The sequence below is a fragment of the Kitasatospora sp. YST-16 genome (assembly GCF_026802215.1).
GTDB classification, from domain to species: domain Bacteria; phylum Actinomycetota; class Actinomycetes; order Streptomycetales; family Streptomycetaceae; genus Kitasatospora; species Kitasatospora cineracea.
This window is the reverse complement of sequence record NZ_CP113837.1, coordinates 6,502,508-6,522,985: the sequence shown is the minus strand read 5'-3', so window position 1 is coordinate 6,522,985 and position 20,478 is coordinate 6,502,508. Positions and strand designations below refer to the sequence as shown.

Below are 20,478 nucleotides of genomic sequence, written 5' to 3'. Positions count from 1 at the left end.
GCCCGCCGGGGGCGGGCCGCCGGTGCGGGCGGCGGGTCACGAGGTCTTGCCGTCGGAGGTGACGTTGTCCGGGATCTGCTCCTTGACGTGGTTTCCGAGCTGGGTGATGGCGTAGACGACCGTCCCGGCGACGGCGACCAGGACCAGGACGGCGAGGGCGAGTTCGATGCTGATCGCGCCGCGGTCGCCGCTGCCGCGGGCCAGCCGCAGCTTGGCCAGGCGGTAGTCGACGGCGGGGCGGACGAGGTGCAGCGGGAGCAGCGGCCGCAGGGCGGTCGCCACGGTGCGGATTCGGGCCATGGTGTGGTCTCCAGGACGTCGAGGGGAGGGGCTCGGTGGGGTGGGGTCGGGCCGTCCGGCGGGGCGGCGGGGCGGTGGCGGGGTCACGGGGTGTCAGTTGGCGTTGAGCATCTGGTAGACCGCGGGGAAGGCGATCAGGACGGTCATCAGCAGGGTCAGGGCGGAGCCGGGGGCGACCATCCGTTCGCTGTCGGTGTTGGCCTTGGCGAGTTCCTCGGAGAGGAGTTCGCCGCGCAGGCTCTTGGCGCGGGCCCGCAGGGTGTCGTAGACGGCGGCGCCGTCGACGCCGGAGATCCGCATGATGTCGGCGACGTCCTGGAGCGGGGTGAGGCCCAGCTCCAGGGCGAGCGCGTCGAGTCCGTCCCAGGGCGGGAGCCGGTCGGTGGCGGCCCGTTCCAGGGCGTCGCGGATCCGCCGGAACACGGTGCCGCGCCCGACCGCGGCGGCCCGGCGCAGCGCCTCGGCGGGGCCGCAGTCGGCGGCCCGTTCGAGGGCGACGAGTTCCAGGTAGGCGGCGATGCCGTGCAGGTACTCGGTGCGGGCCTCCTTGGCCTCGCCGGAGACGATGCCGTCGGGGACGAACCAGAGCAGCGCCGCCAGCAGCGGCCCGACCAGCAGCGGGACGGCGAGCGGCAGGCCGTCGCCGATCACCGCGGCCATCACCGTCAGGTAGCCGGGCAGGGCGAACCCGAGGACGGCGAACAGCAGTTTGTGCGCCATGAACCGGGCCGGGCTGCGGCCGATCAGGGCGAGTTCCTGGTGCGGGATCCGCACCCCGGGCAGCCGCCCGGAGCGTTCGCCGACCCGGTCGTACCAGGGCAGCACGACGTCCTGCTCCTCGGCCCGGCGGGGTTCGGGGACGCGGTGCAGCCGGTCCAGGGCCTGGCCCAGGTCGGGTGGGGCGGGCCGGAGTTCGGCCAGCAGCAGGGCCACGCCGCCGGCCGCGGCGCCGCCGGCCAGCACCGCCCAGGGGGAGATCACCGGGCCTCCTTCAGCAGGGTCTCGTCCTCGGCCGCGGCGCCGTCCTCGGTGCCTCGGCGGCCGGGCAGCCGGCCGGTCCTGGAGCGGCGGTCGGCCTCCAGGACCCGGGGCAGCGGGGTGTGCCGGGCCAGCGAGCGCATCCAGCCGATCACCGCGACGAAGGCCACCGCCACGATGCCGAGCACGAGTTGGCCCAGCGCCGTGGAGTAGGGGGCGGTGTAACGGGAGTTGAACGCGCCGATCACGATGACCAGCAGGATGATGCCGACCATCCAGCGGATCGTGGTGCGGTGCTTGGAGCGGTCGGCCTCGATGGCGCGCCGCTGCCGGACCTCCTCGCGCACCGAGTCCGCCATGTCGGCCAGCGCCCGGGCCAGGCCGGGCCCGCTGTCGCCGGCCCGCAGCACGAGGGCGGCGAGCACCTTGTCGGCGGTGGCGTCGGCGACCTGGTCGCCGAAGGCTCGCAGCGCGTCCTCGGGGCGCCAGCGGGACTGCAGCCGGGCGGCCAGGTCGGAGATCTCGGTCTCCAGGGCGGCCGGGGCGGTGCGCCGGCTGGTCATGATGGCCTGGTTGAGGCCGACGCCGAGCAGCAGCACGTCGGCCAGCCGCTGGGTCCACTCGGCGAGCGCCTCCAGTCGTTCGATCCGCCGGGTGTCGGAGCGGGTGGCGTCGAACAGCCAGGGCAGGCCGAACACGGCGGCCGGGACGAGCAGCGCGACCAGCGGGATGCCGGTGAACAGCCAGCCGCCGGGCGCGCCGAGCAGGGCCAGCGCCAGCTGGATCCGGCGCAGCCGGGCCATCCCGGGCGAGGCGGTGCCGGGCGCCCCGTACCAGAGGGTGTGCAGCCGGCCCTCCAGCGGGTTGTCCCGCTCCTCCTCGTCCACCGGCCGCCCGCGCAGGCCGACGGCCAGCGCCACCAGCCCGCCGGCCAGCAGCAGTCCGCACAGCACGTACAGCAGCATCAGCGCATCCCCCCGATCCGCAGCGACAGCGGCGCGCTCCACGTCCCGTACGGGGAGCCGAGCAGGCCCGCGTCGAAGCCGGCCCGGCGCAGGTCGTCCAGGCAGTGCGGCGGGGTGACGGGCACGGCCCGGACCTCGCCGAGTTCCGGGCGCGGCCCGAAGACGGTGTTCAGCGCGGGGCGGCCGGACTCGCCGAGGCCCGCGACCTCCAGCACGTGCGAGACGAAGCGGTGCCGGCGGCCGCCGACGGCGGTCTCGTCGACCATGGCGACGTGCACGATGAAGTCGACGGCGTTGGCGGTGAGCCGGTAGGCGAGGGTGTCGGTCATGTGGGCGCCGTACTCGAGGCAGAGTTCGGCGATCCGGTCGACCACCATGTGCGGGCCGCGGGCGTGCAGGGTGCACATCGAGCCGCCCTCGCCGTTGGTCATCACCCGCAGCATCGGCACCACCTCGGCGGAGCGGACCTCGCCGACGATGATCCGCGACAGCGTCATCCGCAGCGCCGCCGGGATCAGCTCGCCGATCGTCAACTCGCCCGCCAGCCGCCCGTCCACGCGTTCGCCGTTGCCCTCGCGGGCCTCCATCGGGACGACCTGCTTGAGGTGGCCCAGGGTGTGCAGCCACAGCTCGAACTCGGACTCCAGGGTGCCGACCCGCTCGTCCGGCGGGATCTCGGCGGCCATCGCGCGCAGCAGGCTGGTCTTGCCGACGCCCTGCGTGCCGGTGATCATCACGTTCTTCCGGGCCCGGATCGCGGCCGCCAGGAACGCCGCCAACGTGCTGTCCACGGTGCCGAGTTGGACGAGGTCGCTGAGCGTGGCGCTGGCCACCCGGTGCCGGCGGATCGCCACGTACGGCCGGGGCGTCACCTCGGTCATCGCCTGCAGGCGCATCCCGCCCTCCAGGCGCAGCGCCAGCATCGGGCTGGCGGTGGACAGGCTGCGCTCGCCGCCGCCGTGCTGGCGCGCCAGGTCCTGGAGCAGCTCGACCAGTTCCTCGTCGGTGTCGGCCACCGGCGGCACCTGCCGCAGCGGTTGGTGCACCCGCGAGATCCACACGTCGTCGCACCCGTTGATCAGGATGTTCTCGATCTCCGGGTCGTCCAGGTACGGCTGCAGCCGCCCGGCCCGGAACAGCAGGTCGTACACGGCCTCGGCGAGCACCCGGTCCTGCTCCCGGGTCGGCGGGATGCCGTGGGTCTGCGCGTACGCGTCCGACCAGCGGGCCACCGCCTCCTCGATCAGCGCCCGCCCGCGCTGCCGCCGGGTCGCCCGGTCGGCCTCGCTCCCGGACGCCTCCGACAGCCGCGACAGCTGCTGGTGCAGCTCCGCCGCGACCTGCCGCTTCAACTCCCGGGCCACCTGGGTGTCCACGGCCGGCCGCGCCCCCACCGGCGAGAGCGAGGGCACGCCCGACGCCACCGGCCCGGTCCGCACCGGCGGCTCCACCACCGGCGGCTTCCCCCAGGGCAGCCCGGCCGCCTCGGCCGAACCCCCCTGCGCCACCTGTCCGTTCACCGGCTGCTGCGACGGCAGCGGCCCCTGGTACGGGCTAGCGCGCACGCCGCACCTCCTCCCCCTCCGGACCGCCCTGCCCCGGCTGCCCCGGCTGCCCCGGGAACGGCGCGGGCACGGGCGGCTGCGGCACCGCGGGCGGCGCGATGTACGGCGCGGCGTACGAGATCTGCGGCGCCTCCACCCGGATCGGCCACTCCCCCGTGAACTGCCCCGCCCCTTGCGGCTGGAACTGCTGCTGCTGGTACGGCTGCTGCGGGTACGACGGCGGCTGCTGCTGGTACGGCTGTTGTGGCTGCTGCTGCGGTGGCGGGTACGCCGGCCCGCTCACCGGCCCCGCCACGAACGGCGGCACCGGCTGCGGAGCCTGCACCTGCTGCGGGGGCAACGCGTGCTGCACGGGCTGCTGTTGAACGGGCTGTGCCTGCACGGGCTGTGCCTGAACAGGCTGCGGGCCGCCGAGGCGCCGGCGGCGGGCGGCGGCGAGGTCCTGGATCCGGTCGGCGGTGGTGCGCGCGGTGCGCATCAGCTCGGAGCGGATGAAGCGCCGGTCGGTGGTGTCGCCGCCGTCGGAGAGCACCCGGGCGGTGCGCGGCGCGTGGGTGAGCGCCCCGAGCACGGGGAGCCGGAACTGCCGGGAGACCTCGCTCTCCGGGTAGGGGCCCTCGGCGACCAGCAGCAGGCCGAGGCCGTCCGAGCCGGTGCCGTGGGCGTCGAGGTCCTCGCGCAGCGCGGCGATCCGGGGCCGGGCGGCGGAGAGGCCGCGCAGGGTGGTGCGGACGGTGGCGGCCACCACGTCGGCGCGCCGGGGCAGCACCGCCATCGGCCCGTTGGCGCCGGAGCGGCCGAGGTCGAGCAGCACGTCGTAGCCCTGCGGTTCGAGCGCGTGCAGCGCCTCGACCAGGGGTTCCCAGGTGTAGGCCAGGCCGGGGGCCTGGGCCGGGTCGGTCAGGCCGGGCAGCAGCAGGCGTTCGCCGGTGCCCTGCGGGGAGACGTCGAGCAGCTGCTCCCACAGCGTCTCGGCGAGCAGCCCGCGCCGGTCGGCGACGGCCAGGTTGCGCAGCCCGTACACGGCCTCCACCCGGCCCTCCAGCGCCCCGGCCAGCACCGCGCCGCCGTCCGGGTCGCACTCGACCAGCAGCACCCGGCGGCCCGGCCGCAGCGGCCAGGACAGCAGCAGCGCGAGCGCGCTGCTGGTGGCCCCCGGCGCGCCCGGCCCGCCGAGCACGGCCACCACCGTCATCAGGACCCTCCGGCGGTGCGGGGCGCCAGGATCACCTGGAACTTGCCCCCCGCCACCCAGAGCGCCAGCCGGGGACCGTCGGCGGGGCCGACGGCGACGTCTATCACGGTGCTGCCGTCGGTGTCGGGCCGGCCCACCGCGGAGACCACCGCGGTCATCGTGTCCGGGGTCCGGGTCGCGGTGCCGTCGCCCTTGGCGTCGGGCGTGTTGACGATCAGGATCTGCAGGCCGGGCTGCAGCTTGGTCGCGGGCAGCTGGGAGCGCTTCGCGGAGACCCCGACGATCTGCTGCCCCGGCTGGGTCGCCGGGTCGCTGGTCAGGTCCGACTTGACCAGCAGCGCCCCGCGCTTGAGGTCGGTGGTGGCCCGCAGCCCCACCGTCCGCTGCAGGTCCTGGGCGTCCAGCGGGTGCAGCGCCGGGTCCCCCGCGATGTGCGCGACCACCAGGTCGTCCGACCCGATCACCTGCCCCATCGGCACGTCCCGGGCCAGCGCCAGCACCGCGATCCGCTGCCCGCTGCTGTTGTACAGCACCGCCCCGCCCAGCCCGCCGGCCGCGATCAGCGCCGCCGCCATCGCCAGCACGGCGGGTCGCCGCCGCCGCGCGCCGAGTCGGCGCGGCGGGGTCGGCATGCTTCGGTTCTCCACCGCTCTGCGGCCTCTCACTCGTGACGGGACGTCGAACTCCGGGCCTCCCGGCCCCCTGGGCAGGTCAGTTCAGCACCTGGACCTCGTTGACCGGCACCTGCAGCATCCTGGTGCCCGTGGTCGTCCAGCCCATGTTGGTGGTGTCGACCGCGGTGGTGCCGTCCTTCCGGGCGGTCACGTTCCAGTCGAGCTGCACGTTGAGGGTGTACGCCTTGTCCTTCATCCCGGCCGAACTGCGGGTGAACAGGTGGCTGCAGGTCGGTGTCCCGCCCGCGCTGAACACCGTCCCGGTGTCCTGGCAGACGAAGGTCTGGGGCGGTTCGCCGGCCCCGCTGTCCACCGTCCAGGTCACCCGCTTGAGGGTGATCGTGGTGACGACGCTGAACCCGTCGCCCTGCAGCGGGGCGCTGCTGAGCGGTCCGGTGACGTCCTTGGCCGGGTCGAGCCAGAACCACACCGGCGAGCCGACCACGGCGTCGGTGCTGGGGGCCGCGTGCAGCACGGGGTCGCCGACCGTGATCGTCTGCAGGGCCTCCCAGGCGAGTTGGCGCGGCGTCTTGGGCGGCGGGGCGGCCACCGGCTGGGCCAGGAAGACCTGGCCGCTCGGGACGAAGCCGTCGTCCAGGATGCACGACTTGTCGTAGATCGCGCCGTCCTTGGCGGTGTGGGTGCCCCAGACGGCCTCGGTGCCCAGCGGCTGCGGCTGCGACTCGATGTAGTAGCAGCCGGCCGAGAACGCCCCGCGGTCGTCGATCCAGCAGGGCACCTCGTGCCCCTGCCAGGTGCAGGTGGAGCCGCCGCCCCCGCCACCGCCGGACGTACCGCCGCCGCCGGTGCCCGGCGCGGTGCTCGACCCGTGGTCGCTGGTACAGATGGTGCGGTCGGCGCAGGGGGTGACGACGGGGTCGTCGGCGCTCGCCGACGGAACGGCCGCGAGCGTCAATCCGACTCCGGTCATTGCACAAATAGCGGCGCGCCAGGCGGAGTTCAGCATGTCTTGGTCACCTCACGGGTGAAGTCGGCGATCAGCCAGCGGTTTCCGTATTTCTTCATCAGGGCGGTCGCCGGATAACGCGACAGCCGCTGTTTCGGATCCTTGATCTGCTTGGTGGCGGCGTCCGCCTGGTGCCAGTCGGACACGTCGAGGCAGTCGTCGATCGTCGCGGTGGGCGGATTCGCCTGCAGGTCGAGGCTTTTGAGAACGGGCGCGGTGCGCGGCTGCCCGACCATGACGAGCTTGCTGTCGTGCAGTTGGGTGAGCGAGATCGCGGTGTCGGTGAACGCCGCCCCGGTCGCGTACTGGCGCAGCGCGACTCCGTCCGAATCCGATCGGCCGAGGACCTGCACCTGAACGTCCCACCAGGACTGATAGGTCGTCACCGCGTTGTGCCCCTCGACCCCTTCGGGGCCTTCCTTCGGGGCGGGGCTGCCGGTCGGGGAGGCGGCCGCGGGGGCCGTCGCGGTGGCCCGGGGAAGGGTGCCCGAGGGTGTTCCGAGCCGGTCGGCGGATCCCGTGCCGGTGGCCGAACAGGCCGTCAGCAGGAATGGCAGGAGCAGCCCGCTGATCCCAACCGCCCCAGGGCGCACCAGAATTGAGCGCTGCCGCATAGCCCCACCTTGTTGCGGCCGGACCTGTGGTGGATCCGGACCGCGGATGTCGTCTGCCGTCCCCGGTTCGTTCTGAGGTCGCTCGGAGGTCGATTCTTCGCCACCCCTCCCCGGCACGGCAACACCCGGGGCCTCCTGACCTTACGCGGAAGGCGGATCGGTTGGGGCGTTTTCCCGCCACAGAACAGCCAAAAGTTCATCGGAAAACGGCAATCCGGCGAGCGCACCTCTCACGGCGGCGCGATTGCGCATCAGGAGTCTTCCCCCGTCACGGGGCACCAGGAGTCGGGCTTCGCCCGCGTTGGCCGGTTCTCCCCACCCCAACTGGCCTTCCACGGCGGGCTGGAGGTCCAGCGGGCCGACGGCGGCGGGCGCGCCGGGCACGCCGTGTTCGAGGACCCGGCCGAGGGCCCAGCTGAACGAGCCCTCGGCGCCGGGCAGGACGCCGTCGCGGCCGCGCCGGCCCGGGCTCCAGCGGCCGATCCGGCCCCACAGCGGGACGCGCGAGTGGGTGAGGAGTTCGCCGGCGCCGTCCTCGTGCCGCAGGGCGGTCCAGGTGTCGCGGTCGGCGGCCACGTCGGCGATGAGCAGGGTCTCCTCCTGTTCGCCGTGGACCATGGCGCTGGTGACCCAGTCCCAGGCGAGGCCGCGCCGGTAGGCGTTGTCGGGGGTGGAGCCGGCGGTGACCAGGGCGACCCGGCGGCCGCGCGGGTCGGCGACGAGTTGGCCGACCAGGCAGACCACCAGCCAGCGGGCGGGGCGCTGGGCGGCCTGCCGGAGGGCGGTGAGCAGGGTGTTGGCGTCGGCGTCGGCCGGGGGGCGGGTGACGGTGCTGCCGCGGGTGCCGGCGTCGAAGGTACGGCCGGGGAGGGCGTCGGCGAGGGTGCGGGCGCCGTCGGCGGCGCGGGCGGAGCCGCCGTGGCCGCGTTCGGGGCCGCCGTCGGCGCCGATCACCACCAGTTCGATGCCACTGCTCACCCGTACCGCCCCCTCTGCCTGTTCCGTCCCCGGCCTGCCGTGCCGTCCCGTTCGGGCCGGTGTTCGGGCGCGGGGCGCCGCCGGAGGCCAAGGTATCGCCGCGGGGTGTCGGTGCGGGGCGGAATCGGTCCGATGAGCCCCAGCTCAGGGACCATGGACCCTGTTCGGGGCCGCGTCGGCGGGGGCACCATCGGGGGCATGGACCGTGACGACCGGGTGGAGAACCTCAGCGAGGCCGAGTGCCTGCGGCTGCTCGGCACCGTGCCGCTGGGGCGGGTGGTGTACACCGAGCACGCGCTCCCGGCGGTGCTCCCGGTGGCGTTCCGGGTGGCGGCGGACGGGCGGCTGGTGCTGGCGCTGCGCACCGGCACCCGGGTGGCGCGGGCGCTGGACGGCACGGTGGCGGCGTTCCAGGTGGACGACTTCGACCGGGTCGGCCGCTGCGGCTGGAGCGTGCTGGTGCACGGCCGCGCCGAGGTGGTGCGGGGCGCGGGCGAGCGCGCCGCCCTGCACTCCGGCGGCCTGCGCCCGTGGATCCCGGAACCGGGCCCGGAGTACGTGGCGATCAGCCCGGAGCTGGTCTCCGGCCGCCGGGTCCGCCCGGACGCCGCGGGCCAGGACGCCTGCCCGGCGCCGCACCACCACCACGCCTGAGCCCCGCCCCAGTTGCTGCCGCCGCCCGGCCGCGGCCCCGCACCGCCCGCCCCCGCTGCCAGGTGACCGGCGAGTAGGAATACGCTGCGACTCGGCCCCGCCCGGGCCGATCCCTGCCCCCGACGCACCTGTGGAGCGCACCGTGACGACCTTCGCCTCGCTCACCGACCTGACCGCCGCGGTCGGCACCGAACTCGGCACCAGCGAGTGGCACACCGTGGACCAGGACCGGGTGAACCTGTTCGCCGAGGCGACCGGCGACCACCAGTGGATCCACGTCGACCCGGAGCGGGCCCGGCAGACGCCGTTCGGCGGGACGATCGTGCACGGCTACCTGACGCTCTCGCTGCTGCCGGTGCTGGCCAAGGAGTGCTACGGCGTGGAGGGGATCGCCATGGCCCTCAACTACGGTTCGGACAAGGTCCGTTTCCCGGCCCCGCTGCCGGTGGGCACGGCGGTCCGGGCGACCGCGGTGCTGGTGTCGGCGGAGGAGGTGCCGGGCGGCGTGCAGGCGGTGGTCCGGTTCACCATCACCAGCGAGGCGAGCGCCAAGCCGCACTGCGTCGCGGAGGCCATCACCCGGTTCTACCCGGTCGGCTGACCCTCCCCGCCTCCGCCTCCCCTCCCCCACCCGCTCTGCACGTCCTCTCCACGGACCGCCCCGAACCCCGGGGCGGTCCGTTCTCGTTGATCCGCACGGACCGGCCGCCCCTGCTCGACACGCTGCCCGGCCACCGCCCGACCCCGCCCGGCGCGCCGCCGGTGATTTGCGAGGTTCGCCACCTTTCGGCCGGTAATGTCCCGGTCCGAGGTGCGCCGCCGCGCCGGGGTCCCCGGCGGTCCGGGCGCCGTCCTCCGGCCCGCCGTCGATGCCGCGGGGCGCGCTGCGTCCCGCCGTCCCGGTGCGCCGCCGTTCGGGTGTTCGACCGTGGAGGTACCGTGTCCCGCCCCGTCTCCTGGCTGTTCCGCGCCGGTGAACTGGCCGCCGAGGCCGGGCTCGCGCTGCGCGACGCGAAGCGCTCGTACCGGACGCTCCCCCGGGAGACCTGGCAGCGGATGCGCACCGACGCGTTCGGCGCCGACCCGTCGGGCTGGCGCCTGCACCGGGTGCGCAACTCGCCGCACTTCGTGGACGGCTCCTTCCGCAACCCGGTCGCCACCCGCCGGCTCGCCTACGCGCACACCCCGCTGGCCCTGATGCGCACCAAGCTCGCGGTCGACCCGAGCCGCCGCAGGCCGGCCGCGGCCGTCCCGGTGCACCGCCTGCTGCCGATGGAGCTGGCCGCCCCGGCCGCGTCCGGCCTGCGGCTGACCTGGCTGGGCCACGCCACCGTGCTGGCCGAACTGGACGGGGTCCGGGTGCTGTTCGACCCGGTGTGGAGCGAGCGCTGCTCCCCGTTCGACTGGATCGGCCCCAAGCGCCTGCACCCGGTGCCGCTGCCGCTGGCCGAACTCGGGCCGGTGGACGTGGTGGTGATCTCGCACGACCACTACGACCACCTGGACATGCCGACGGTGCGGACGCTGGCCGCGGGCGACGCGGTCTTCGCGGTCCCGCTGGGCGTCGGCGCGCACCTCGAACACTGGGGCGTCTCGCCGCGCCGGATCGTCGACCTCGACTGGTGGGAGTCCACCGAGCTGGACGGCCTGCGGCTGACCGCCACCCCCGCCCGGCACTACTGCTCGCGCGGGCCCCGGCCGAGCGGCCGGTTCCTCTGGTCGTCCTGGGTGGTGGAGGGCAAGCAGCACCGGCTCTTCCACAGCGGCGACAGCGGCTACTTCCCGGGGTTCGCCGAGATCGGCCGCCGCTTCGGGCCGTTCGACGCGACGATGATGCAGGTCGGCGCGTACTCCGAGCACTGGCCGGAGGTCCACCTGACCCCCGAGGAGGCCGTGCAGGCCCACCGGGACCTGCGCGGCGACGTGCTGCTCCCGATCCACTGGGGCACCTTCGACCTCGCCCCGCACCCGTGGGAGGAGCCCGCCGAGCGCACCGTCGCGGCCGCCCGGGACGCCGGCGTCACCCTGGCCGTGCCCCGCCCCGGCCGCCCCTTCGAGCCCGCCGACCCGCCGACCGCCGGCCCGTGGTGGCGCGCGGTGGCCACCGCCCCCTCCGGCGCGGACCTGCTGCTGCCGCCCGCCGCGGACTCCCCGTCCCGGACAGCCCGGCCGCCCTCCCGCTGCCGGACGCCCCGCTGCACTGAACCACCCGGACGCCCCGCCGCACCGGACCTCCCGGACGCCCCGCCGCACTGGACCTCCCGGACACCCCGCCGCACCGAATCACGCCGGCCCGAGCAGCGCCGCGCTGGATCACGCCGGCCCGAGCAGCGCCGCCAGGTTGCGGGCCTCCGCGAGCAGCTTGGTGCCGCCCTTGCGGGCGGCGGTGCGGGTCACCGCGTCGATCGGGCCGCGGGCGCCGCTGCGGCGGGCGCAGTCGACGGCGACGGCGACCAGGTCGGCGGCCCCGCGCGGGGGGCTGCCGTCGAGCAGGGCGGGGAGCAGCGGGGCCAGCACGCTCCAGGCGAGGCGGGGCGCGGGGTCGGCGAGTTCGGCGAGCGTCGCGGCGAGCCGGTTGGGTTTGACCGCGCCGAGGGCGAGGAGTTCGTGCACCTCCGCGGCCAGCGCCGCCGGGTCGAGCTGCCGCTGGGCGGCGAGCGAGAGCAGGGCGTCGACGGTGGCGGAGCGGTCCTCGGCGTGGCCGGCGCCGAGGCCGTAGGCGAGGGCCTGGTGGACGGCGAAGCCGCAGGGGCCCTCGGCTTCGGCGAGCAGCGGCAGCAGCTGGGGGTGGCCGCGTTCGGGGGTGTCGGCGGCGGACTGGGCGAGCTGGCCGGTGATCCGCAGTGCCAGTTCCTCGCGGTGGCGCGGGAGCAGCGCGGTCCAGCGGGAGTCGGGCGCGGAGTCCTCCACGGCGGAGCGGAGCTGGAAGTCCCGGGACGGGCCGAGCAGCGCCCGGACGGCCTCGGGCGGGCCGGCCGCCGGTTCGACGCCGGGGACGTCCAGGGCGGGTACCGCGAGGAGTTCCAGTGCGGGTCCGGCCGGTTCGGGCTGCTCGGCGTAGCGGCGGAACTCGGCGCACCAGACGCCGGTGGTCCAGGTGCCGGGCGGCACCGGGGTGGAGGTGCGCCGGGGCAGTCCGCCGCCGCGCAGCCAGGCCGCCAGCTGCCGTCCGGCGGGCGAGGTGAGCGCCCGGGTGTCCTCGGTGCCGTCGCCGGCCGTGCGCAGCAGGGCGAGCGCGAAGTCCACCGGCCCGGGCCGGACGCCCAGTTCCTGGTAGCGGGCCAGCCGGGCCACCAGTTCCCGGGCGTCCAGGGCGCCGTTGCGCCAGGTCGGGGTGGAGAGCAGGAACGGGACGGGGTCGGCGGCGAGCCGCCAGGCGGTCTCGTGCAGGCGGGCGGCGAGGAACTCGCCGACCGGGCCGCGGAACTCCCAGGAGCTGAACATCCGGCCCCGCCGGGACTGCAGGGCCCGCAGGACGCGCGGCCGGGGGACGGCGCCGGTGGCGGTGCCGGCCAGCACGCCGAGGGTGCGCCACTCGTCCGCGGGCAGGACGGGGGCGAGCGCGGCGGCCAGCGCGTCCCGGTCGGCCCAGACCTGGCGGGCCAGGCCGTCCAGGACGCGTTCGAAGGACACGCTCTCCTCGGGGGCGGCCAGCGCGGCGGCCAGTTCCTCGGCGAGCTCGGCGGGGGTGGCGAGCGGCGCGGGCACCGGGATCCGCCGGGGCGGCTCGGGCAGCCGGTCGGCGTCCTGCGCGGCGGCGGCCGGCGGCACGTCGACGCCCAGCAGTTCGGCGGCCGTCCGGGCGTGCGCGGGGTCGAGCAGCAGTGCTGCCGCCCGCAGTTCGGTCAGCAACTCGCCTTCCGCCGAGGCGACATGACGCTTCAGCAGTTTCAGTGCCTGTCCCTGCAGCTGCCGGTCCGGGTGTCCGAGGCAGTCGGCGGCGGCCCGCAGCGCGAGTTCCGCCCGGCCGTCCGCGGCGACCCGTTCCAGCCAGCCCAGTTGGGCCCGCACCAGCTTCTTCTCGGGGCGGGCCAGCAGCACCCCGGACGCCTCCGCGACCTCCTCGGCCGTCAGCCGGCCCGCGCCGTCCAGGGCGGCCAGCGCCTCCTGGGCGTACCCGGCGACGGTCGAGGGGCCGTCCAGCAGGGCCAGCAGGGCCCGCCGGTTGTCGGCGAGCTCGTCGGGGCCGGGGGCCAGCGCGCGCAGCGCCTCCAGGTAGGTGCGCAGTTCGCCGGGGGCGCCGCCGCGCACCAGCCGGGCGAAGCCGCGGCCGAGCAGGGCGGTGCGGTCGACGGTGCCCTCGGCGGCGAGCCGGGCCAGCACGGCGGGCCAGCGCTGGGCGGGGTCCCCGGCGCTCCAGGGGCCGGACAGGTGCGCGGCGGTGTCGGCGTCGAAGACCAGCGGGGCGAGGACGGGCGCGAAGGCGTCGGCGCTCAGCCGGGCGTACAGGTCGGGGCCGGGCGGGAGCAGCCGCAGCCACGGACGGGGTTCGGGGCGGCCGCGGTCGCGCATCCACCCGGCGACGAAGTCGGGTTCGGCGGGCGGCGGGGTGTCGCTGCGGCGCAGCAGGTGCTCGGCGATCTCGTAGGGGACGGTGCTGCCCCAGCCGGTGCGGTCGGCGGGGCGGCGGGCCAGCCGGAGGGCGACCTCGCGCTGCCAGGGGGCGGGCCGGTCGTCCAGCAGGGCGACCAGCGGGGGCTGGGCCCAGTACCGGACGTCGAACTCGCGGCCGCCGATCCAGTCGGCGGCGCCGGAGGGGGCGGTGTGGCAGACCGCTCCGGCGACCAGCAGCGCGGTGGTGGCGCCGCCGCGGGAGTGGCTGCTGTCGCGCAGTTCGCGGCGCAGCCGCCTGAGCCGGGGCAGCGCGGCCCGGCGCCGGGCGTCCGGCAGCGCCGTGACCAGGGCGGCGACGTCGGCGAACCGCGTCTCCCGGACCGCCGCCGCCAGCTCCTCCGCGAAGTCGGCGGGCTCGGCGGGCTCGGCGGACTCGGCGGGCGCTGCGGACGCCACGGGCTCGGCGGACTCGACGGGTTCGGTGCTCACCGCTGCTCCTCTCCCGCGGTGATCCGCACCGCGAGCACGTGGCTGCACGGTCCGCGGCCGCCGCGGTGGCGGGCCCACCAGCGGCAGGTGCAGCCGAGCGCGGTGCCGTCGGCGCCGACCCGGACGTGGTGGGCGTGGTCGCCGACGGTGACCACCCGGACGTCGCCGGAGACCGGGCCGACGGCGTCGGCGGCGAGCAGGGCGCGGGCGGCGCGCAGCCGGGGGTTGCGGTCCTCGGCCCGGCCGTCCTGGTAGGGCAGTCGGCGGTGGAAGTGGGCGGCGTCGGCGAGGTCGTAGCCGAGTTGGCCGGCGGTGGCGAGGTGGGCGAGGGCGGTGCGGACCTGTCCGGGGGTCAGGCCGGAGTCCTCGGCGAGGTCGGCGGGGTCGATCCGGGGTTCCCAGGCGAGCAGCGCGGCCAGGGTGTCGACGTGCCCGGCGGGGGCGTCCTGGGCGAGGACGTCGAGCAGGCCGCCCTCGCCGGAGAAGCCGCGGGAGCTGTCGGGCGACAGGGTGAGGGTGATCCGGCCGCCGGGGAGGGCGAGTTCCCAGGCGGAGGCGGTGGGTGCGGCGGGGGTGCCGGGCGGGGCGTAGACGCGCAGGGCGGTGGCGTGGCGCAGCAGCGGGCGCAGGGCGGTGAGGCGTTCGGGGCCGGGCAGGCAGACCGCGCCGGGGCCGGGGCGGGAGGTGGGGCGCAGGCCGGTCCCGGCCGGGACGACCCAACGGACGGCGCCGCGGCCGACGGTGGGCAGGGTGCGCAGGAAGCGGACGGCTTCGGCGGCGGGGAGCTGGGCGCGCAGGTCGAAGCGGGCGGTGAGCACCTGGGTCTCGGCGAAGCCCTTGAGCCAGCGGTCGGGCAGCGGGACCTTGCGTTCGACCAGGGTGTCGGGGCCGACGGCGACGGCGAGTTCCCCGGTGCCGACGGCGAGTTGGAGGCGCTGGCCGGGGGTGCGGAGCCGGAGCGCCTCGCGCAGCGGGGCGTTGACGTCGACGTTGGTGGTGCCGTGGCCGGTGGCGGCGCCGTCGAGCCCTTCGGGCAGGACGTCGAGCCGGGCGTGCACGCCGCCGCAGCCGGAGAAGGACTCGAAGCGCAGCCGGTCGCCGTCGGCGGTGACCACGGGGTCGAGCGAGGCGGCGCCGACGGGGCGGTGGTAGCGGGCGGCGGCCACGTCGGCGACGGCGAGCAGGGCGGCCGCGGCGGCGTCGGGGTGGCGCAGCGCGCCGTCGAAGAACCGGGGGTGGTCGGCCTCGCCGTGCGGGGTGGCGCCGCCGCTGGTGGCGAGGTCCAGCCGGCGGGGGCGGAGCGCGGAGGGCTGCAGGTAGCGCAGGGCGTGAACGGCCGTGGTCATGGTCGGAACGCTAACCGCCGCCGCCGACACGGCCGGCGCCCCGGACCGGCCCGCACACCCTGCCCGCGCACCCGCCTGCACATCTGCCCGCGCACCCGCCCGCGGTCGGCACGTGACCGGCACGTGACCGGCACCACAGGCTCCGGTCACTGCAACGTGTTCTAGCATGATCCGGGTGACCGCCCCCGCCGCCCCGACGCCCGATCCCGCCGCGGAACTGCACTCCTTCGCCGAACTGCTCGGCATCGAGCAGCTGGAGGAGAACCTGTTCCGGGGCCACTGCCACGCGGGCGCGCCGCTGCGCGCGTTCGGCGGCCAGGTCGCGGCGCAGGCGCTCACCGCGGCCGGCCGCACGGTGGAGCCGTCCCGCCGGGTGCACAGCCTGCACGGCTACTTCCTGCGGCCGGGCGACCCGCGCCGCCCGATCGTCTACCAGGTGGACCGGGCCCGGGACGGCGGCTCGTACGCGACCCGGCGGGTGACGGCGGTCCAGCGCGGCGAGGTGATCTTCACCATGTCGGCGTCGTTCAAGCGCCCGGAGGCGGCGGGCGACCGGCAGCGCACCATGCCGCCGGTCCCGGGCCCGGAGGAGCTGCCGGACCCGTACCTGGCCTGGCAGCGGGACGCCCCGGAGGAGTACGCGGGCGCGACGGTCTTCCGGGCCCTGCGGATGCGCTTCGTCCCGGCCGGGGCGCCCGGCCTGCCGCCGGAACTGCCGGGCGTCCCGCAGCAGTTCGTCTGGCTGCGGACCGGCAGCCCGCTGCCGGGGGACGATCCGCTGCTGCAGGTCTGCGCGTTGACGTACCTGTCCGACCTGACGCTGGCCTCGACCACGGCGCTGCACCTGCAGCCGCACCGGGTGCACCGGGTCGAGGAGCCCCGGGTAGCGCTGGCCTCGCTGGACCACGCGATGTGGTTCCACCGCCCGTTCCGCGCCGACGAGTGGCTGCTGTTCGCGCAGCGCAGCCCGTCCGCGTCGGACGGCCGGGGCCTGGCGATGGGTGAGTTCTACGACCGGGACGGGGTGCTGGTGGCCTCGGCCGTCCAGGAGACCCTGCTGCGCGAACTGCGCCCGCGCCCCGCGCGCTGAACCCGCCCGCTGAACCCGCGCCGCTGAACCCGCGCCGCTGAGCCCGCGCGCCGGTCCCCCGCCACCGTCATCCACCGGTGACCCGTTGCGTCATACCGCCGCGGGGGGCCGCCCCGTATCATGGTTCGGGTGACCAAGGTTGACCTGTCACCTCGTCCGGTGGAGGCGATGTCCCCCCGTCAGCTCGAACGCCGCGGCTCCCTCCTGTCCGCCGCCCTGGCCCTGGTGACCGAGATCGGCGTGGAGCGGCTCCAGATGAAACAGGTGTCGGAGCGTTCGGGCGTGGCCCTCGGGACCGCCTACCGGTACTTCTCGTCGAAGGACCACCTGCTCGCCGCCGCGATAGCGGACTGGCACCGGCTGCTGCTCGCCGACCTGGTCGGCGAGGCGGGGGCGGGGCGCAGTGCCTCGCCGACCGAGCGGGCGGTGCGGTTCGTGCGGCGGGGGATGCGGGCGTACCAGCGGCAGCCGGAGCTGGCCCGGTTGCGGGTGGCGGTGGCGACGTCGACGGACCCGTTCGCCAGTGAGGCGCTGCAGGGCCTGGCCCGGGCGGACCGGGCGGCGCTGGGGGCGGTGATCCCGGAGGTCCCGCCGGCCTCCGGGGAGCTGGTGCGGCACATGGTGGGGCACGCCTGGCAGGGCGAGTTGACGGCCTGGGTGACCGGGCGGACCACGCTGGACGACGCCCGCACCCGGCTGGAGGAGATGGTCCGGCTGGTGCTGACGCCGTACGAGCCGCCGCCGCTGCCGGCCTGAGCCGCCGTCCGCGGCACCCCGGCGCCCCGGCGTGCCGCGCCGCCCGCGGGCCCCGCTGTGGACATAGTGCCTGGTATGTCCACCTCTGCTGAGCCCCCGACGGACCGTCAGCCCACCGCGCCGGACGCCGGCGCCTTCCCGCTGGACCGGGTGGTGTTCGGGGTCGGCGCGGCCGCCGTGCTGGCGGTGGTGGCCTGGGGGGTGTTCGCGGAGGACTCGCTGGGCCGGGCCTCGGACCGCGCGCTGGCCTGGGTGCTGCACAACTTCGGCTGGCTGTTCGTGGTCGCCGCGGACGTGTTCCTGCTGCTCGCGGTGGTGCTGGCGGTCAGCCGGTTCGGCCGGATCCCGCTGGGCCGGGACGGCGAGGAGCCGGAGTTCTCCACGCTGGCCTGGGTGGCGATGATGTTCTCCGCCGGCATGGGCATCGGCCTGCTGTTCTACGGCGTCGGCGAGCCGCTGCAGCTGTACGCGCAGCCGCAGCCGGGCTCCGGCGTCGAGGCGCAGACCCCGGCGGCGGCGCAGCGGGCGCTGGAGTTCTCGCTGTTCCACTGGACGCTGCACCCGTGGGCGATCTACGCGGTGGGCGGCCTGGCGCTGGCGTACACCACCTTCCGCAAGGGCCGGGGCAACCGGATGTCGGCGGCGTTCGTGCCGCTGATCGGCGAGCGCGGGGCGAACGGCTGGAAGGGGCGGCTGATCGACCTGCTCTCGGTGTTCGCCACCGTGTTCGGCTCGGCGACCAGCCTGGGCCTGGGCGCGATCCAGGTGGCGGGCGGCCTGGGCTACGTCACGGACATCCGGGCCACCGAGGGCGTCGAGCTGGTGGTGATCGCGGCGCTGGGCAGCGCGTTCGTGCTGTCGGCGATGTCGGGCGTGCACCGGGGCGTGAAGTGGCTGTCGACCACCAGCGTGGTGCTGGCCTGCGTGCTGATGCTGTTCGTGTTCCTGGTCGGCCCGACGGTCTTCGTGCTGGACGCGCTGCCCTCGACGGTCGGCGGCTACCTGTCCGACCTGGCGGTGCTGGCCACCCAGACCGGGGCGTTCACCGACGAGGACTGGCTGGGCTCCTGGACGATCTTCTACTGGGCGTGGTGGCTGTCCTGGGCGCCGTTCGTCGGGACCTTCATCGCCCGGATCTCCCGGGGCCGGACGGTCCGTCAGTTCCTGGTCGGCGTGCTGCTGGTGCCCAGCGGGGCGACCGCGGTGTGGTTCGTGGTGATGGGCAGCTCGGCGATCCGGCTGCAGTCCACCGGCGCGGCCGACCTGGTCGCCACCATCCCGCGCGGCGCGGACGCCGGGCTGTTCGAGATGCTGGAGGCGCTGCCGCTGGGCGCGGTGACCAGCGTGGTGGCGGTGCTGCTGGTGATGCTGTACTTCATCACCTCCGCCGACTCGGCCTCCCTGGTGCTGGGTTCGCTGTCCTCCGGCGGCGCCCTGCACCCGCGCACCTGGCTGGTGGTGGTGTGGGGCGTGCTGATGGCGGGCGTGGCCGCCGCGCTGCTGCTGGCGGGCGGGCTGACGGCGCTGCAGAACGCCACCATCCTGGTGGCGCTGCCGTTCGTGCTGGTCATGCTGGGGCTCTGCCTGGCCCTGGTGCGCGAGCTGCGCACCGACCCGGCGGCGGGCGCCCCGCGGTTCCGTCCGGTGCACGGCCTGCGCGACGCGGTCGGCGCGAGCGTCGGCGAGGAATACCCCGAGCGGTCTCGCCCGCAGGAGTGAACCCGCCTCCGGGCCGCCGCCCCCGCCGCGCCCCGGCACCCCGTGCGGCGCCTGGCCGCGGCGCCAACTCCCGGACCTTTACCAAGAGTTCGTAATGGCCACCACCGCCCGTCGGCGGTGGCACCCTGGTCCGCGTCGGACCCGGACCGGACGCCGGGCGCGGACGGCCGTCATCCGCCCGCGCCCGCCGCCGACCCTCCGGAGGTCCTTTCTCCCTCCGTCCCGAAAGCCGAAGCACCACCCGATGCCCCGCTCCCCGCGCCCGCTCTGCGTCCGCCTCGACCGCGCGCTGCGCCGCCGCCTGGCCGCCGCCACCCTCGCCGCCTGCCTGCTGGGCGGGCTGCTGCCCGGCACCGCGGGGGCGGTCCGGCACTGCCGGACCGGGCTGCCGCCCGGTGTGACGGTGCCGATGCTGATGCTGGTCGCGGCGATGTTCATCGGCGGGTTCGAGACCCGGGCGGCGGACGTCGGCCGGGCCCTGCTGCGGCCCGGCCTGCTGCTGGCGGGGCTGGGCGTGGCGCTGCTGCTGCGCACCCTGGTGCTGCTCGGCGCCGAACGGGCCGCCGCGGGCTGCTGGCCGGACGGCCGGGAGGCCCGCTGGCTGGTGGTCGGGCTGGCGCTGACGGCCGCCATGCCGGTCGCGGGGGCCGCCCAGACCTGGGGGGCCCGGGCCGGCGGCGACGCCCCGCTGGGCCTGGGCCTGGTGCTCGGCACCACCCTGCTCAGCCCGCTCACCACCCCGCTCGAACTCGCCCTCGCCGAGGGCCCGGAGGGCGACGGCCCCGGCCGCGTCCTGGACGCCCTGGCCCGCTCGGACGCCACCTGCCGCTTCATGGTGCTGTGGGTCGTCCTGCCGTGCGTGGCCGGGCTGCTGGCCCGCCGCGCCACCCGCCGGGCGCTGCGCGGCCGGCTGCGGGCCGCCCTGCTGCCCCGGCTGCGGCTGGCCGGGCTGCTCAACGCGCTCGCCCTGACCTACCTGAACGCGGCCGGGGTGGCCCGGCAGATCGCCCTGCGCCCCGAGCCCCGGCTGGTCGCGGCCGCGGCGGCCTGCGGGGTGCTGGTCTGCGCCGGGCCGTTCCTGGCCGCCTGGCTGGCCGTCCACCGCTCCCGCACCGCCCCGGCGGCCCGCACCACGCTCACCCTCGCCTCCGGCCTGAACAACACCAGCGCGGCGGCCGGGCTGGCCGGCGCCCAGTTCGGCGGGCACCCGGCCGTCCTGCTGCCGATCTTCTTCTACGGGGCGGCCCAGCAGGTGCTGGCCGCCCTGCTGCCCGGGCTGCTGCGCGCCTTCCCGATCAGCCGTTCGACCTGCGCGGATGCGGGAGCGGCGGTTCCGACGCCGAGAGCCCTTCCAGACTTCACCCGCGTTTCGTGACCGCGTAACACCCCGCTGCCAGGCTCGGCACCATGAACGCCCGTACCGTCCCGTCGGCCCAGGATCCGCGCTTCCCGCTGCCCCGCCGCCACCGCCGCCTGCTCGCCTGCGCCGCCGTCGCGGCCTCCGTCGCCCTGGGCTCGCTCGGCGTCGGCGCCACCGTGGAGACCGTCCGGCACCAGGACCCGACCACGCAGGCGGCCCCGGCCGGGCGCTGAGCCGAACGGGTGGTGGACCCCGGACGGCCGTCCGATACTGG

The 20,478-nt window shown here is 76.2% G+C and carries 18 protein-coding genes and 1 pseudogene; 8 read left to right on the top strand and 11 right to left on the bottom strand.

Annotation, left to right across the window (positions count from 1 at the left end; translation table 11 throughout):
• Window positions 1-36 precede the first annotated feature (36 nt).
• The 9 genes from OU787_RS29420 to OU787_RS29380 all read right to left on the bottom strand — a co-directional run bounded on the left by OU787_RS29420 (window position 37) and on the right by OU787_RS29380 (window position 8,236).
• Window positions 37-300, bottom strand: coding sequence for a hypothetical protein (locus tag OU787_RS29420; protein WP_030460347.1), 264 nt, complete (start codon window positions 298-300; stop codon window positions 37-39).
• A gap of 93 nt (window positions 301-393) precedes the next feature.
• Window positions 394-1,281: a hypothetical protein gene (locus OU787_RS29415; protein WP_030460348.1), complete on the bottom strand. Its 888-nt coding sequence runs from the start codon at window positions 1,279-1,281 to the stop codon at window positions 394-396.
• Complete coding sequence (locus tag OU787_RS29410) at window positions 1,278-2,243, bottom strand: type II secretion system F family protein (RefSeq protein WP_268661180.1); 966 nt, start codon at window positions 2,241-2,243, stop codon at window positions 1,278-1,280. The genes OU787_RS29415 and OU787_RS29410 overlap by 4 nt, the downstream gene beginning before the upstream one ends.
• The gene (locus tag OU787_RS29405; RefSeq protein WP_268661179.1) at window positions 2,243-3,808 is read right to left on the bottom strand and encodes a CpaF family protein; all 1,566 of its coding nucleotides are present in this window, start codon (window positions 3,806-3,808) and stop codon (window positions 2,243-2,245) included. The genes OU787_RS29410 and OU787_RS29405 overlap by 1 nt, the downstream gene beginning before the upstream one ends.
• Window positions 3,798-5,003 carry a hypothetical protein gene (locus OU787_RS29400; RefSeq protein WP_268661178.1) on the bottom strand — a complete coding sequence of 402 codons (1,206 nt, stop codon included), beginning with the start codon at window positions 5,001-5,003 and terminating at the stop codon, window positions 3,798-3,800. Before OU787_RS29400 ends, OU787_RS29405 begins: the two co-directional genes overlap by 11 nt.
• Window positions 5,003-5,635, bottom strand: a complete 633-nt coding sequence (locus tag OU787_RS29395) for an SAF domain-containing protein (RefSeq protein WP_268661177.1) — start codon at window positions 5,633-5,635, stop codon at window positions 5,003-5,005. The genes OU787_RS29400 and OU787_RS29395 overlap by 1 nt, the downstream gene beginning before the upstream one ends.
• 79 nt (window positions 5,636-5,714) lie before the next feature.
• Window positions 5,715-6,608: a hypothetical protein gene (locus OU787_RS29390; RefSeq protein WP_268661176.1), complete on the bottom strand. Its 894-nt coding sequence runs from the start codon at window positions 6,606-6,608 to the stop codon at window positions 5,715-5,717.
• Between the two features lie 29 nt (window positions 6,609-6,637).
• Window positions 6,638-7,258 carry a hypothetical protein gene (locus OU787_RS29385; RefSeq protein ID WP_268661175.1) on the bottom strand — a complete coding sequence of 207 codons (621 nt, stop codon included), beginning with the start codon at window positions 7,256-7,258 and terminating at the stop codon, window positions 6,638-6,640.
• Between the two features lie 141 nt (window positions 7,259-7,399).
• The gene (locus OU787_RS29380; RefSeq protein WP_030460355.1) at window positions 7,400-8,236 is read right to left on the bottom strand and encodes a hypothetical protein; all 837 of its coding nucleotides are present in this window, start codon (window positions 8,234-8,236) and stop codon (window positions 7,400-7,402) included.
• A gap of 198 nt (window positions 8,237-8,434) precedes the next feature.
• On the opposite strand from OU787_RS29380, the gene OU787_RS29375 reads away from it, so the two are divergent.
• The 3 genes and pseudogenes from OU787_RS29375 to OU787_RS29365 form a co-directional block, all read left to right on the top strand.
• Entirely contained in the window at window positions 8,435-8,890 is a 456-nt protein-coding gene (locus OU787_RS29375; protein WP_268661174.1) for a pyridoxamine 5'-phosphate oxidase family protein, read from the top strand.
• A gap of 142 nt (window positions 8,891-9,032) precedes the next feature.
• Window positions 9,033-9,491, top strand: a complete 459-nt coding sequence (locus tag OU787_RS29370) for a MaoC family dehydratase (RefSeq protein ID WP_035955368.1) — start codon at window positions 9,033-9,035, stop codon at window positions 9,489-9,491.
• Between the two features lie 455 nt (window positions 9,492-9,946).
• Window positions 9,947-10,774, top strand: a pseudogene (locus OU787_RS29365) (MBL fold metallo-hydrolase); the annotation flags it as partial.
• Window positions 10,775-11,203: 429 nt separating this feature from the next.
• On the opposite strand, the gene OU787_RS29360 reads toward OU787_RS29365, so the two are convergent.
• Together OU787_RS29360 and OU787_RS29355 are read right to left on the bottom strand one after the other, a co-directional pair.
• Window positions 11,204-13,933, bottom strand: coding sequence for a DUF7824 domain-containing protein (locus OU787_RS29360; RefSeq protein WP_268661173.1), 2,730 nt, complete (start codon window positions 13,931-13,933; stop codon window positions 11,204-11,206).
• Window positions 13,930-15,279 (bottom strand): SWIM zinc finger family protein, encoded by a 1,350-nt coding sequence (locus OU787_RS29355; protein WP_268661172.1) that lies wholly within the window; start codon window positions 15,277-15,279, stop codon window positions 13,930-13,932. The genes OU787_RS29360 and OU787_RS29355 overlap by 4 nt, the downstream gene beginning before the upstream one ends.
• Window positions 15,280-15,445: 166 nt before the next feature.
• Between OU787_RS29355 and OU787_RS29350 the strand changes: the two genes are divergently transcribed.
• The 5 genes from OU787_RS29350 (at window position 15,446) to OU787_RS29330 (ending at window position 20,437) form a co-directional block, all read left to right on the top strand.
• Window positions 15,446-16,369, top strand: a complete 924-nt coding sequence (locus OU787_RS29350; RefSeq protein ID WP_268661171.1) for an acyl-CoA thioesterase — start codon at window positions 15,446-15,448, stop codon at window positions 16,367-16,369.
• Between the two features lie 129 nt (window positions 16,370-16,498).
• Window positions 16,499-17,125: a TetR/AcrR family transcriptional regulator gene (locus OU787_RS29345; RefSeq protein ID WP_030460362.1), complete on the top strand. Its 627-nt coding sequence runs from the start codon at window positions 16,499-16,501 to the stop codon at window positions 17,123-17,125.
• A 75-nt stretch (window positions 17,126-17,200) separates the two neighbouring features.
• Complete coding sequence (locus OU787_RS29340; protein WP_030460363.1) at window positions 17,201-18,844, top strand: BCCT family transporter; 1,644 nt, start codon at window positions 17,201-17,203, stop codon at window positions 18,842-18,844.
• Window positions 18,845-19,088: 244 nt separating this feature from the next.
• Entirely contained in the window at window positions 19,089-20,219 is a 1,131-nt protein-coding gene (locus OU787_RS29335) for a bile acid:sodium symporter (RefSeq protein ID WP_051816979.1), read from the top strand.
• Window positions 20,220-20,251: 32 nt separating this feature from the next.
• Window positions 20,252-20,437: a hypothetical protein gene (locus OU787_RS29330; RefSeq protein WP_030460365.1), complete on the top strand. Its 186-nt coding sequence runs from the start codon at window positions 20,252-20,254 to the stop codon at window positions 20,435-20,437.
• Window positions 20,438-20,478: the final 41 nt, after the last annotated feature.